General features: G+C 71.3%; 9 protein-coding genes. 4 read left to right on the top strand and 5 right to left on the bottom strand.

The window, feature by feature from the left end; genetic code table 11:
* Window positions 1-20 precede the first annotated feature (20 nt).
* The 3 genes from ACQP2O_RS35850 to larE form a co-directional block, all read right to left on the bottom strand.
* Complete coding sequence (locus tag ACQP2O_RS35850; RefSeq protein WP_433172980.1) at window positions 21-1,217, bottom strand: zinc-dependent alcohol dehydrogenase; 1,197 nt, start codon at window positions 1,215-1,217, stop codon at window positions 21-23.
* Window positions 1,214-3,499, bottom strand: coding sequence for an HAD-IB family hydrolase (locus ACQP2O_RS35845; RefSeq protein WP_433172978.1), 2,286 nt, complete (start codon window positions 3,497-3,499; stop codon window positions 1,214-1,216). Before ACQP2O_RS35845 ends, ACQP2O_RS35850 begins: the two co-directional genes overlap by 4 nt.
* A gap of 157 nt (window positions 3,500-3,656) precedes the next feature.
* Window positions 3,657-4,484 (bottom strand): ATP-dependent sacrificial sulfur transferase LarE, encoded by an 828-nt coding sequence (gene larE / locus ACQP2O_RS35840; RefSeq protein ID WP_433172976.1) that lies wholly within the window; start codon window positions 4,482-4,484, stop codon window positions 3,657-3,659.
* Between the two features lie 30 nt (window positions 4,485-4,514).
* On the opposite strand from larE, the gene larB reads away from it, so the two are divergent.
* Both larB and larC read left to right on the top strand, forming a co-directional pair.
* Window positions 4,515-5,207, top strand: a complete 693-nt coding sequence (gene larB / locus ACQP2O_RS35835) for a nickel pincer cofactor biosynthesis protein LarB (RefSeq protein ID WP_433172974.1) — start codon at window positions 4,515-4,517, stop codon at window positions 5,205-5,207.
* A 94-nt stretch (window positions 5,208-5,301) separates the two neighbouring features.
* Window positions 5,302-6,495, top strand: coding sequence for a nickel pincer cofactor biosynthesis protein LarC (gene larC, locus ACQP2O_RS35830; RefSeq protein ID WP_433172972.1), 1,194 nt, complete (start codon window positions 5,302-5,304; stop codon window positions 6,493-6,495).
* A gap of 51 nt (window positions 6,496-6,546) precedes the next feature.
* Here the strand turns inward: larC and ACQP2O_RS35825 are convergent, their stop codons facing one another.
* Window positions 6,547-8,580 carry a dynamin family protein gene (locus ACQP2O_RS35825; protein WP_433172970.1) on the bottom strand — a complete coding sequence of 678 codons (2,034 nt, stop codon included), beginning with the start codon at window positions 8,578-8,580 and terminating at the stop codon, window positions 6,547-6,549.
* A 14-nt stretch (window positions 8,581-8,594) separates the two neighbouring features.
* Window positions 8,595-10,337 (bottom strand): GTPase, encoded by a 1,743-nt coding sequence (locus ACQP2O_RS35820; RefSeq protein WP_433172968.1) that lies wholly within the window; start codon window positions 10,335-10,337, stop codon window positions 8,595-8,597.
* A 349-nt stretch (window positions 10,338-10,686) separates the two neighbouring features.
* On the opposite strand from ACQP2O_RS35820, the gene ACQP2O_RS35815 reads away from it, so the two are divergent.
* Both ACQP2O_RS35815 and ACQP2O_RS35810 read left to right on the top strand, forming a co-directional pair.
* Window positions 10,687-11,631 carry a DUF5937 family protein gene (locus ACQP2O_RS35815; protein ID WP_433172966.1) on the top strand — a complete coding sequence of 315 codons (945 nt, stop codon included), beginning with the start codon at window positions 10,687-10,689 and terminating at the stop codon, window positions 11,629-11,631.
* 81 nt (window positions 11,632-11,712) lie between these two features.
* Window positions 11,713-12,987, top strand: coding sequence for a Dyp-type peroxidase (locus tag ACQP2O_RS35810; protein ID WP_433172964.1), 1,275 nt, complete (start codon window positions 11,713-11,715; stop codon window positions 12,985-12,987).
* The last annotated feature ends 1 nt before the right edge of the window (window position 12,988 follow it).

Here is a 12,988-nt window from a genome sequence, read left to right as displayed (position 1 = left end):
TTGATTTTCCTTTCCGAACTCTAGCGGGCGAGGTCGAAGGCGACTTTGACGGTACCCAGCCGCCCGGAGTCGGCCGCGTGGTTCAGGGCCTCGCGCCAGCGGGCGAGAGGGTAGGTGGTGCCGACGTAGCCGTCCAGTGGGGCCGAGTCGGCCAGCCGGAGCGCGTCGGCGAAGTCGGCCCCGTCGGAACCGGAGCAGTACGCCCCGACCAGCTCCAGCTCGCGGAACCACAGCGGCGTCAGGTCGACGCCACCGGACGGCATGCCCGACATCACGACGGTACCCCCGGCGCGGGCCAGCCGCAGCGAGGTGTCGAGGCCGCTGGCGCCGCCGGTGCACTCGAAGACGGTGTCGACGCCGCCGAGCAGGAAGTCCGCGCCCATCTCCGGCGTGTGCATCCGCGCGGTGGTGACGCGCCGCAGCGCGCGTACGGCCTTGCGGGGCTCGATGACGGCGGTCGCGCCGAGCGCCTTGGCCTTCTCCTTCTGGTGCCCGTGCTTGGCGATGACGTACACCGCGCCGACCTGGGTCAGCTCACGCAGCGCCAGCAGGGTGAGCAGCCCGACGGTGCCCGCGCCGACGACCACGGCCGTGGAGTTCGGCTCGATCGGCACGCGCCGCACCGAGTGGATCGCGCAGGCGAGGGGCTCGGCGAGGACCGCCCGCTCGTCGGGCAGGTCTTCGGGCACCACGTGCAGCTGACTCTCGTGCGCGACCATCTGGCGGCTCCAGCCGCCGCCGGTGTCGGCGCAGGTGCCGGTCTGGATTCCGGCGGAGATGCGGCCGGCCGTGATGTGGTCGCAGCGGCTCTGCTGCCCGGAGGCGCACCAGCGGCAGGGCTCCATGCCGCGCACGGCGCACGACAGGACCGGGTCGAGGACGACGCGGCTGCCCTTCGGGATGCCGGGCAACTCGTCCAGGGTCCGGCCGACGATCTCGTGGCCGGGCACGAACGGCATCGACGTCATCGGCGACAGGTACGGCGAGGAGTGGCCGGTCAGCAGGCTCAGGTCGGAGCCGCAGATGCCGGTCAGGATCGGCGTCACGCGGGTCCAGCCCTCGCCGGGCAGCTCCGGCGCCTGGCGGTTGACCAGGCGCAGCGGCGCGAGGTTCCCGGCGACCATGCCGCTCAGCCGACTCCCCACGCGAGTGGAGGTCAGCCCCCGGGCGGCCACGAACCGGCCCGGCGAGCGGTGGTACTCGAGCGCGAGGATCATCGGGCGGTCCTCGCTCCCACGGTGTCGATCAGCACGTCGCCCCGTCCACGGGTATGGGCGCCCCACTCATGGATGCGCCAGTGCTTGCGCTTGGCATGGCGGTACAGCGACGGGTCCGGGTTGACCGCCGCCGGGTTGCCCACGGCCTCCAGCAGCGGCCGGTCGGAGTAGCTGTCCGCGTAGGCGTACGACTGCGACAGGTCCAGGCCGGTCTCCTCGGCGTGGCGGAGCAACCAGGCGGCGCGCGCCTCGTCGACGAGCGGCGGCGCGTCGAGGTAGCCGGTCAGCACGCCGTCGCGCTCGTGCATGCGGCTGGCGACGACCTCGTCGAACAGCGTCGCGAGCGGCTCGACGAACACGTCGATCGTGCCGGTGATGAGGATCGTCTTGTGGCCGGCCGCGCGGTGCGCGCGGATCTTGCGGACCGCCTCCGGCATGACCCGCTGCAGCACCGCCTCACCGAGGACGTCGTCGACCAGCGCGCGTAGCTCGGCGACATCGGCGCCCTGGTAGCGGCGCAGGAAGGCCCGGACGAAGTCGCCCCGGTCGCGCCGCTCGGCCCGCAGGTACTTGGGGAGCGAGCGGGCCAGGTCGGCGAGCTCACCGCCCCACTGCGAACGCGGCGTCGACGACAGCCGCGCCCACAGGTACGACTCGATGAGGTTCGAGGCGATGATCGTGCCCTCGAGGTCGAACACCGCCGCGATGTCGGTGCGCTCCGGCAGCGCCGGTTCGGCGCCCTTGCGACTGCCACCCCGACCCTTGGAGAAGCCGCGCATCAGCTCGGTGACGCTGGGGGAGTGCACCTCCTGGAGGTAGTACTCCCAGTCGATGATCGACGGGTCGAAGCCGTACTCCTCGACCCGCTCGGGCGGCACGGTCCGGTGCAGCGCGTGCGTGCGGGCGTCGTCGTAGATGACCTCGGCCTTGGTGTAGGCCTGGTACAGGTCGGAGTAGCGGCGCAGGAAGTCGAGGTTGGTCTGCTGCCGGTGCACCGCCGTCATCCAGTCGCGCGTCTTGGCCGAGGCGGGCAGCCGCAGCAGCGCCCGCTCGGCCGCCGAGGTGGCGCGCTCGCCGCTGCTCAGCATCATCTCGACCTGGCGGCTGCCGGGGAAGCGCCACTGCGGCACGCGGATGTGGCCGCGCTCGCCGGCCGGCATCGGGTGCCGCCGGAAGTAGTCGCGGACGTTCTCGTACAGGCCGCGGAAGGACAGCGGGTTGCGCGAGCCGGAGCCGATGTGGAAGTAGCCGGTCTCGCCGCGCTCGGGCGGCGTGGCCGCGACGGCGATGGTGGCGTTCACGACCAGGTCGACCGGGATGATGTCGACGACGCTGTCGGGCAGGCCGGGGAACTCCGGCAGGACGCCTCGCCCGTACGCGATGATCAGCGGGTCGGCCATCTTGTAGCCGTCGATCCAGCCCGGGTACGGGTGGCGCAGCGAGCTCTCCACGATCGCCGGGCGGACGATCGACAGCCGCCGCTCGCCCCACAGCTCCTCGGCGGCGCGCTCGCCCTGGGCCTTGGTGAACGTGTAGACGTCGGGCCAGCCGAGGCTCTGCGCCCGCGACCGGCCGTAGTCGACGAGCCGGTCGGTCACCCACTCCTGGCGGGCCTCCTCGGCGGCGGCGACCACCGACTGCGGGCCGGCCTTGCGGTGCTCGCTCTGCGCCCGCGCCACCGACTTGCGCAGCACCTCGGGCCGCCGCGAGTCGCGCTCGACGTCGGCGCGGGCGGCCAGGGCCTCGGCCATCTCGGTGCGCCAGTCCACGGTGTGGTCCAGCCGGGCCTCCGGGACGACGCCCTTGCGGACGCCGGCGACGTAGGCGGTGGAGACATGGACGACGTGCGGGTCGGCGCCCGCCTTGTGCAGCGCCTCGTACAGGGTGACGACGCCGGCGACGTTCGTGCGGAACGCCTCGTCGATCGGCGGGTCGAAGGACACCGTCGACGCGCCGTGGATCACCACGTCGATGTCGGCGGGCAGTGTCACCTCGCCGAGATCGCCCTCGATCACGTTGACCCGCTCCGCGGCGATGCGGCGCAGCTCGTCCTCGCCGATCCGCTCGCGCAGCGTGCGGAAGACCGGCTTGCGCAGCAGCCCGTCGAAGCGCCGCTGGGCGGACGTGCCGCCGCGCGGCCGGATCAGCACCGACACGCGCACGCCCGGATGGGCCGACAGCAGCTTCTCCAGGGTCGCCTGCCCGAGGAACCCGGTGGCGCCGGTCAGCAGGACGTGAGAGTCACCGAGGGACGGGAACTCGTGAGGTCGGTCTGGCGCCATCCGCTGTTCTTCTCCGATCCTGGGCATGAGCCGTCCCGGCCGCAAACTGACAGGGGAAACCCTAACGGTTCACCGGCACCGCTCAAACGGCCGGGCGCGTCACCCGTCGTTCATGTCGCGCACATTTCACCGTGCACATCTCACCGTGCGGTCCGCCTCAGCGATCCGAGGCGGCGAGCGCGTCGTTCATCGAACCGGACCGGAACACCTCGACGCGGATCGGCGTGGCGGCGAACCCGGCCTCGCGGATCGCCGCGCTCACCGCCTGGTCGTCGCGCGCCTGCTCGACGAGCTGCGGGTCGACCTCCAGGCGCACGGCGTCACCGAGGTCGCGGACGCGCAGGTCGCGGGCCGTGCCGCCGAACAGCGCGCGGACGGCCGTCTCGGCCCGCTCGATCCGCGCCAGGCGGGCGGAGGTCACCTCGATGCCATACGCGACGCGGCTCGCCATGCAGGCCGCGGCCGGCTTGTCCCACACCGGCAGGTCCCAGTGGCGGGCGATGGCCCGCACCGCCGCCTTGTCCAGGCCCGCGTCGGCCAGTGGCGTACGGGCCCCGCGCTCGGCGGCGGCGCGGATGCCGGGCCGGAACCCGGCGACCACGTCCGAGGCGTTCGTGCCCGTCGTGATCGTGGAGTACCCCAGGTGGTCGGCGAGGGCGTTCGCCGTGTCGAGCAGGACGCTCTTGCAGAAGTAGCAGCGCTGCGGGCCGTTCTCCCGGTATCCGGGAACCTCCAGCTCGGAGGTGGCCGGCGTGTGATGGGTCACGCCCAGATCCGCGCAAAGCTCCCGCGCCGCGTCCAGCTCGGCGGACGGCAGGGAGGGCGACACGGCGGTGACGGCCGCCACCTGTTGGGGGCCGAGCGCGCGGGCCGCCGCCGCGAGTACGACACTGGAGTCCACGCCGCCGGAGAACGCGACCAGCGTTCTGCCGTAGCCTGCCATCTCGGTCAGCAGTTCGTCGGAGAGGACCACCACGTCCACCATGCAACCCCGATCCGTTGAGGAACGACTCTCATGACGGTATCCCAGCCGAACGGCGTAACCGATCTCGGCTTCGCGCGGCTCGACGTCGACCGGGCCGCCCGGACCGGCGACCCGGAGGTGGTGTTCGGCCAGGGCAAGACGCCCGAGCAGATCGTCACCGCGCTGCGCGCGCTGCACGAGGCGCACCCCGACCGCGCCGTCCTCGCCACCCGGCTGGCGGACGAGGCGATCGCCGCGTGCACGGAGCAGCTCCCGGCGGCCGAGATCGACCCCGTCGGCCGCACGGCGGTCCTGGGGACGACCGAGACCCGGGGCACCGTCGCCGTGGTCGCCGCGGGCACCTCCGACCTGCCCGTCGTCCGCGAGTGCGCGGCGACCGTACGCGTCTTCGGGGCCGAGCCCGACGAGATCGTCGACGTCGGCGTGGCGGGCATCCACCGGCTCCTGGCCCAGCGCGACCGGATCGACGAGGCCGACGTCGTCGTCGCGGTCGCCGGCATGGAGGCCGCCCTGCCCTCGGTGCTCGGCGGGCTCGTCGGCGCGCCCTTGATCGCCGTGCCGACCAGTGTCGGCTACGGCTGGAACCTCGAGGGCGTCACCGCCTGGCTGGCCACGGTGAACAGCTGCGCCCCCGGCGTCGTCTCGGTCAACGTCGACAACGGCTTCGGCGCCGGCGTCGCCGCCGCCCGCATCGCCCGCCGCACCGCGAAGGCGGCCGGATGAGGACCGGACGTCCGCCAACGGCCGTGGGCAAGGGCGGTCTGATGCGGGTCGGGCGGTCGCTGTCGTGCGTCACGCGTGAAGGGAAGGCCGTCCGATGAGGACCCTGTGGGTCGACGCGGGCAACGGGGCGGCGGGCGACATGCTGCTCGCGGCGCTGGTGGACGCCGGCGCCGACCTCGAGGCCGTACGGGCGGGCCTGCGCGGCCTTGCCGTCGAGCCCGTGGACGTCGAGGTGACCCAGGTGCGCCGGCACGGGCTGCGCGCCCGGTACGCCGACGTCCGGGCCCCGCACAGCCACGTCTCCCGGAACCTCGCGGACGTCACCGCGATCCTCACGGCCGCCGCCCTGCCGGAGGAGGCGAGGGAGTTCGCCCTGGCCGTCTTCCAGCGGCTCGCCCGTGCGGAGGCCCGGGTGCACGGCGTGGACGTCTCGGAGATCCACTTCCACGAGGTCGGGGCGCTCGACGCCATCGCCGACGTCACCGGGTGCGCGCTCGCGCTCCACGACCTCGGCCTGCTCGGCACCGCGACCCGCGTCGTGTCGCCGGTCGCGGCCGGCTCCGGCGTCGTCCGCGCGGCCCACGGGCCGCTGCCCGTCCCGGTCCCCGCCGTCCTCGAACTGCTCACCGAGGCCGGCGCGCCGCTGCGCTCGCATCCCGCCGCGATGGAGCTGTGCACCCCGACGGGTGCCGCGCTGCTCGCCACGCTCGCCACCGGCTGGGGCCCCGCGCCGGACTGTGTCCCGCGCGCCACCGGCACCGGCGCCGGCCGCGCCGACCCCGACGGTCACCCGAACGTCCTGCGCGTGCTGATCGGGGAGGCGGCCGACGCGTCCGGCTGGGCGACGGCGGAGATGCACCGCGTGGACACCACCGTCGACGACCTCGATCCCCGGCTGTGGCCGGACGTGCTGGAGGCCCTGCGGTCGGCCGGGGCCGCCGACGCCTGGTGCTCGCCCGCGCTGATGCGCAAGGGCCGTCCCGGCCAGGTGCTGAGCGTCCTGGTGGACCCGCAGCGGCTCGACGCCGTGTGCCGCGTGATCTTCGAGCAGACGACGACGCTCGGCGTGCGCGTCTCGCCGGTCGAGCGCCGTTCCCTCGATCGCGACCAGATCACCGTGCCGGTGACCGGGGGCGCGACGGTCGGCGTCAAGCGCGGCCTGCTGAACGGCGAGGTCGTGACCGCGCAGCCGGAGTACGACGACGTCCGCGCCGCCGCGGCGGCGACCGGCCGCCCGATAGGGGAGGTCCTCGCCGAGGCGCGTGCCGCCGCGTGGCGGTCGGGCTGAGAGAAGGCGTTCGAGGGACGGCGTTCGGGACTCGTAAGAGGACCCGCGGGCTCAGCGCATGTCGGCCAGCACCTCGCGCGCGAGTTCGGCGGCGCCGTCCTCGATCCCGATGAGCGAGTCCTCCCAGCGGCTGAGGCGGCGCTGTTCCTCATCGACCTCGACGCGGTTCGACCGGAGCTTCTCGATCGCGCCCTCGGCCTCGGAGATGGTCTCCTCGATGCGGTCGCGCAGTTGCCCGCTCAGATCCTCGGTGAGCGCCCGGAGGACCGCGGCGTACTGGGCGGCGTGGCGCTTGGCGATCTCCTCGGCGTTCCGTTCCAGTGCCTGCCGGTACTCCTCGACGGCGTTCTCCCTGAGCTTCCTCTTGGCCAGGGTCCGGATCACCAGCGGGCCGCCGATGCCGGCGGCGACGAGACCGATCGGCGCGGCGATGGCGGTGAAGAGGGCGCCGACGGTGAACAGCCCGAGGCCGCCCGCCAAGGTCAGTCCCGAACCACCCGCCACCGCCAGCGCGCTGGTTCCGATGCTCACCGTGCCCCAGGACCAGCCCGGTGACGTCTTCGACAGCACCTCGGCCGGAAGGTGCAGGCTCAGCGGCGCGCCGAGCCCGGGAAGCTCGGCGTCGTCGGCGATGTCCACGACCGACCCGGTCAGCGCGCTGCGCAGCTCCGTCATGTTCGCCTCGTAGGCCTGGAACAGGGGCAGGAGGGCCTGCTGGAGCATGGACTCCCGGTCCCGGAGGAAACCAGCGAGGCCTTCGTCGTCGACCGTGTACTGATGCATCTCGCGCTGCAGCCGCCGGGTCAGGGCATCGTCGATCTGCTGTACGGCCTCCTCCCAGCGCTCGTACCGGTTGCCGCGAAGGAGCCGGATCTTGAGCTTGGGGGGCAGGGGCCAGTTCGGCACGTCGCTGACGAGCTGCCGGACGTGCAACTCGACGGCGTCCGCGAGGAGCTTTTCGGTCTCGTCGACCCACGACGCGAGCGTCGACGCGATCCGGGCGAGGGTCACCTGAAGCCGCTCTCTCGTCTCGCGCTGGGCGTCGAGTTCGCTCTGGAGTTCGTCGGCGTCCCGCTCCAGCATCTTCCGGCGATCGCTGATCTTCTTCCGCAGGCCGCTCACCTGGAGCCGGAGGACTTCGGTCGGGCGTAGCAACTTCACCCTGCTGCGGTCGTTGATGCAGAAGTCGCTGAGCGCCGCCATGAGAGCCGGCACGCCCGACTCCTGCAGCCGCCTGTCATCGGCGGCCGACAACGCGTCGGACGCGCTGGTGAAGAACAGGCGGTCCTGGCGCCGGGTGTACTTTCCGACGATGTTCTGGCAGCGGAGCCGGACGTCCTTTCGGTCGCTCTCCTTGCGAATGAGATCGAACTGGTTGACCACGAAGAAGACGTCCTGGTGGCCGAGTTTGCCCAGCATCTCCAGATAGTGGTCCTGATCGTGCTTCTTGAACGCGCCTTTCGCGGGAGTGACGAAGATGATCGCATCGACCTGCGGCAGGAAGGAGAGGGTGACCCGCTCCCGGGCCGCGCTCTCGTTCGTGCCCGCCGAGTCGATCAGCTCGACGCCGGATCGCAGAAGGTCGAAGGGAAGATAGACCACCCCACGCGAATAGGGGCTCTGCAGCGGCTCTCCGTCTTCGTCCATCCGCAGTGCGACGCGGCGCTGGAACTCCCCGACCGTCACCTGCTCCGGCTCTTCGGGTCCGCCGTTGCCCAGATCCCGGTAGAGCTCCGCGCGCTTCACCTCGCCCCACCGCAGGACCGTGGTGAAGGCGGTCGTCGGGTTCTCCTTGGTGGGGAGCAGATCGTCCTCGCCGAGCAGTGCGTTGATGAGCGTGCTCTTGCCGCTGCTGAAGTCCCCGAACACCATGACGCGGAAAGATTCGCGTCCCAGCGCCCTCTCGGCCTCGCTGAGCCACGTCGAGGAAGGCCGCTTCCCGTCGCCCTTCATGGCCTTCTCGAGGCTGGCGGCGGTCTCCTTGGCGTCTTGGAAAAGGCGCACCAGAGTGGAACGCCGAGCGTTCCATGAGGCGAAGCCGTTCTCGGCCATGCGAGCGCCGGCGGGATCTCTGTTGTCGGTCATAGGTCTCCACTCCATCATGAACCGTCGGCGTCCACGGAAGACAGCCAGGACCGCACTTCTCCGGCGAGACGGTCCGCCTCATCTCGCAGCCGTTCGTAATTGCGGGAATCGCGGCTCCAGATATCGTCGCGGGCCCGCCACCACGCGTCATAACGTTCTTTCGCGCGATCCATCAGCTCCGCGTAGAAGGGCTCCGCGCGCTTGCCGACGATGTCGGGAAGACCGGGAAAGAAACCGTCGATCGCGCGATCGGCCGCCGCCTGGAGGATCTCTCGCCGTCGCTCGTGGAACCGTCCGAGCAGGACGGCCTGGCCTCGGTTCAGCAGGCTGGAGGAGAGCTCGGTGAGCGCGTCGAACGGCAGGAGCGCACCGATCGCCCACCGCGCGAGCACGCTGGAGCCTTCGAAGAGCGCGGCGGCGAGCGGCTCGACGTTCCCTTCGGCGAGGAACCCGGCGTTCATCCCGGGGCGGGGGATCTCCCGGCTTTCGGCGTCGATCATCTCGTCGACGAGCGGCCGCAGGTCCTCCGGCGGTAGCGGCCGGGTCAGGGTGGCCAACTGCCCGCCGAGCCATGCGGCATGAGCGTCGAACCCGCCGATCATCATGTTGGTGGCGTCCGTGATGGCGTCGCGGAACCGTTTCTCGATCGCCGGTGTCAGCTCGTCATGCCACAGGGCGCGCAGGTCCGTCTTCTCGGCCAGTCGCCGGTCGATGTCGGTCGAGAGGCTCGCGCGCGCCTCCTCGCACCGGTCGCGGATCGAACGGACGAGGCCGGTGCGGAGGGTGTCCAGTTCCAGGAGCGCGGCGGCCCATCGCGTGTCGGCGTCGCGTTTCTGGTTCTCCACCGACCGGCGGATCTCCTGCCTGCGGTGCTCGTCCTCGCGGGCGGCCGCCAGTCCCTCCGCCGCCAGGGTCGCCAGGGTCTCGCACTCCTCGGCCACCGCCGAGGCCAGCCGGATCATCTTGGCTCGGTGCTGTCGCGCGTCACGGGAGAGGACGGTCAGGCGGTCACGGAGCGCCGCCAGCCGGTCCGGCCGGTCCGGGGTGATGTCGTCGCCTCCCGGACCGGGGAGAACCTCGACTCGGGGGTCGACCCTCTTGGCGATCGCACGGGCCCGTTTCATGATGTCGTCCGGATCGCCGGTCACGTGGTCCAGCATCGACACGACGAGGAGCACCCCCGTCACGCGCGACGAAGCGGCCAGTTCCCTGAGCAGTCCGCGCTCCTGGACGTTCAGCCCGCCCCGCGCCATGACCACCATGACGACGACGTCGCTCTGGAGCGCCAGACGCCGGACGGTGCCGGCCAGGTCGTCCTGATCGTCGACCTCGCCCCACAGACCGGGGGTGTCGCACAGTTCGAGGCCGGATCCGCTGAGCCACGGGTGTTCGATCTCGAGGACGTCCACGGCCTCACGGTGCGTCCTGGTGCGGTCGACGGACTCGTCGAAGGTGGGGAGCTCCGTGACGTCCCGTGGAGTGGCACCTCTGATCGTGAGGGCTCGCCGGGCCCGCTGGACCTCCGACTCCTCGACCAGGTTCGTCCCGAGCAGTTGGTTCACCAGGTGTGACTTTCCGACCGAGAACTGTCCGACGAAGCTGACGCGTCGCGTGAAGCCGGCGCTGCGTCTCCTGAGCTCACGGAGACCGACGGCGATGTGATCGGCCCCGTGGTCGGCGGCGAGCGTGGCCGCCTTCGAGAGCCAGAGATCCAACTCCTCGGCGGGCCGGCGATTCTGGCCCTGTTCATCGGACAACGGGGTGTCTTCACCTCGGAAGCGGGAGAGCGGACCTGTTGGTGGGACTCAACGTAATGAGGCCATCGCTGCTTGGGAAGATTTATGGCCCTTGACCCAATTGCGGGCTACGTGGTGTCGGTCGGGCGACCCGTCCGTAACCACCCTTTCCGGCCACCCTACTGTCATGGCCCTTTTCATCGTGTTTTCTGTATATTTGACATGATCTCGGCGAAGGAATCCGGCGAAGCCTTGATCGTTCGCACGGGGGAACGCGATGCGACAACGGGGGATTCTGAGAATCCACTTCACCACTGAGGACCTCGCTCGGACCCATTTGGTCGACGTCCCGGATCCAATGTGGGAGACCGTGCTCAGCCTGCATGTTCTGCAGGGGCGTGCGGGGCAGGGGGCGTTCGGTGAGTGGCGGCGGCGGGTGCGCGGTGACCTGTACCGGCGCGGAGCGGCGGGGACGGTACGCGAGCGGTTGTTCTCCGTCGCGCCGCCGGCAGGCTACTTCCCCGACTTCCTCACCCCGCCGGAGGGCCTGCTCGGTCTCGAGGCCGGGATCGAGGCCATGTGCGGCGTCCCGAATCGGCGTCTCGCCGCGGAGCTGGAACAGCTGGGCGGCGAGAACGATCCGTCGTCCTGGCTGCGTGCCCTCGCGGAGCACGGCACACGAACGCGGTCGGAACTCGGCGAGAGCTTCCGGACCTACCACCAGGCCGCTCTACGCCCGTACTGGGCCGACGTCCAATCCCGCGTCCACGCCGATCGGGCGCTGCGATCCCGGTTGCTCCGAGAAGGGGGAATCGGCGCGCTCTTGAGCAGTTTCGCCCCGTACATGCGTTGGCGAGCCCCGGTGCTCGAGGCGGACTATCCGGTCGATAAGGAGTTGAGTCTCGACGGGCGCGGACTGCTTCTCATCCCCTCGTATTTCTGCTGGCGACATCCGGTCACGCTCGCCGACACCGAACTCCCGCCGACCCTCGTCTACCCCGTCGAACACGAGGCCCAGTGGCTCACCCCGGCCGCCTCGCCCGGCCGCGCCGAGGAGGCGCTGGCGCGACTGCTCGGGCCGACCCGTGCCGCGGTGCTCCAGGCGACGATCGTCGGCCCGACGACCGGAGAGCTCGCCGACCACGTCGGCATCTCCCCGGCCGGTGCCAGCCAGCACACGACGACGCTCCGCGAAGCCGGTCTGATCACCAGCCGACGCCAGGCCAACCGCACGATCCACGTCCTGACGCCGCTGGGGTGGGCTCTTCTCACCCGGCAGGAGCCGGTCGGCCAATCCCTTGTCTCGCGCGGCTGACCGGCGATTTTAAGCCCGAACTGAAAATTGATGCGCTACCGCCTCCGAACGTCGTGTCCTTGATCGGTCGCGATCTCGGAGGTGGGCGATGGTCGGGTGAGATGCCCTGCCGGCCGCGATCGGCGAGCCCTTGGAGGTGGCGTCAGGTTGGACCTGAGCGGTTCCGGGCGTGGCCGAGCGAGCGAAGGTCCGACTTCGCCGCCGGCGTCCCACGATCGACGAAAGCTGCTGTTCGGCGCATTGGGAGTCGCGGCACTGACGGCCGGTTGTTCCGCGCATCGCGGACGATCCCTTTCGCCTGCGTCACGCGCCGTCCCGCATCAGCAAGGTGTCACAACGGTGCCGTCAGCCGCGTCGTCTGTTGCGGCCTTCGACGTGAAAGCGTCCAGGCAGGCAGGCCTCGTCGCCATGCTGCAGGCGCTGAACCGGGCATGTTCCGCTGCGGTGACCTCCCCGGCGTCTGGTGCCGATACGGTCACCGTCGGCGTCGGCGCGTCGCTGTTCGACCGGCGGTTCGGGTTGGAGCGGCTGAGACCGCGGCGGCTGTCCACCATGCCCGTGTTTCCGAATGACGCGCTGGACCCTGCCCAATGTCATGGGGATCTGCTGATCCAGGTCTGTGCCGACCGGGCGGAGAACGCGCGGAAGGTGATGGCGGACCTGCGGGCGGCGGCGCGGGGCGGGCTGCGGACGCGGTGGCAGGTCGAGGGATTCCGCGGCGAGAACACCCTCACGGCGGACGGGCGGCCGAGCACCCGGGATCTGTTCGGGTTCCGCGAGGGCTCCGGCAACCCGGACGTCCGCGACCAGGCGGAGATGGACCGGCTGGTGTGGGTGCAGCCGGGCGGCGGCGAGCCGGACTGGGCGGTCGGCGGCACCTATCAGGTCGTGCGGATCATCCGGTTCGCGACGGGTCTGTGGGACACCGAGACGGTCGCCGAGCAGGAGAAGGTCTTCGGGCGCCGCAAGAGCGACGGCGCGCCGCTCGGGCACGGGCGGGAGGACGCGGCGTTCGACTACCGCGGCGACCCGAACGGCCAGGTGATCCCGCTGGACTCCCACATCCGGCGCGCGAACCCGCGCACTCCGCAGACCGAACAGAACCGCATCCTGCGCCGGGGGTACTCCTACCGGCAGGGTCGTGACGCCGCGGGCCATGCCGACGAGGGGCTCGTCTTCATCTGCTTCCAGCAGGACCTCGAACGCGGCTTCGCGACCGTACAGCGCAGGCTGGCCGGCGAGGCGCTCGACAAGTACGTCCTGCCGGTGGGCGGCGGCTACTTCTACGTCCTGCCCGGCGGAGGCGACTATCTCGGACATTCGCTGATGGCCGCGGCGGGCCTGTCGCCGCGCTGAC

Origin of the sequence: Actinoallomurus sp. CA-150999 (assembly GCF_050942425.1) — a bacterium.
In the GTDB taxonomy this organism is placed as follows: Bacteria; Actinomycetota; Actinomycetes; order Streptosporangiales; family Streptosporangiaceae; genus Actinoallomurus.
Note: the sequence above shows the minus strand (reverse complement) of the source record. Positions and strands in the feature narration are given on the sequence as shown.

Coding starts and splice junctions, on each gene's coding strand:
- ACQP2O_RS35850 (WP_433172980.1), bottom strand. CDS start 1,217: ATGATCCTCGCGCTCGAGTACCACCGCTCGCCGGGCCGGTTCGTGGCC.
- ACQP2O_RS35845 (WP_433172978.1), bottom strand. CDS start 3,499: ATGGCGCCAGACCGACCTCACGAGTTCCCGTCCCTCGGTGACTCTCAC.
- larE (WP_433172976.1), bottom strand. CDS start 4,484: ATGGTGGACGTGGTGGTCCTCTCCGACGAACTGCTGACCGAGATGGCA.
- larB (WP_433172974.1), top strand. CDS start 4,515: ATGACGGTATCCCAGCCGAACGGCGTAACCGATCTCGGCTTCGCGCGG.
- larC (WP_433172972.1), top strand. CDS start 5,302: ATGAGGACCCTGTGGGTCGACGCGGGCAACGGGGCGGCGGGCGACATG.
- ACQP2O_RS35825 (WP_433172970.1), bottom strand. CDS start 8,580: ATGACCGACAACAGAGATCCCGCCGGCGCTCGCATGGCCGAGAACGGC.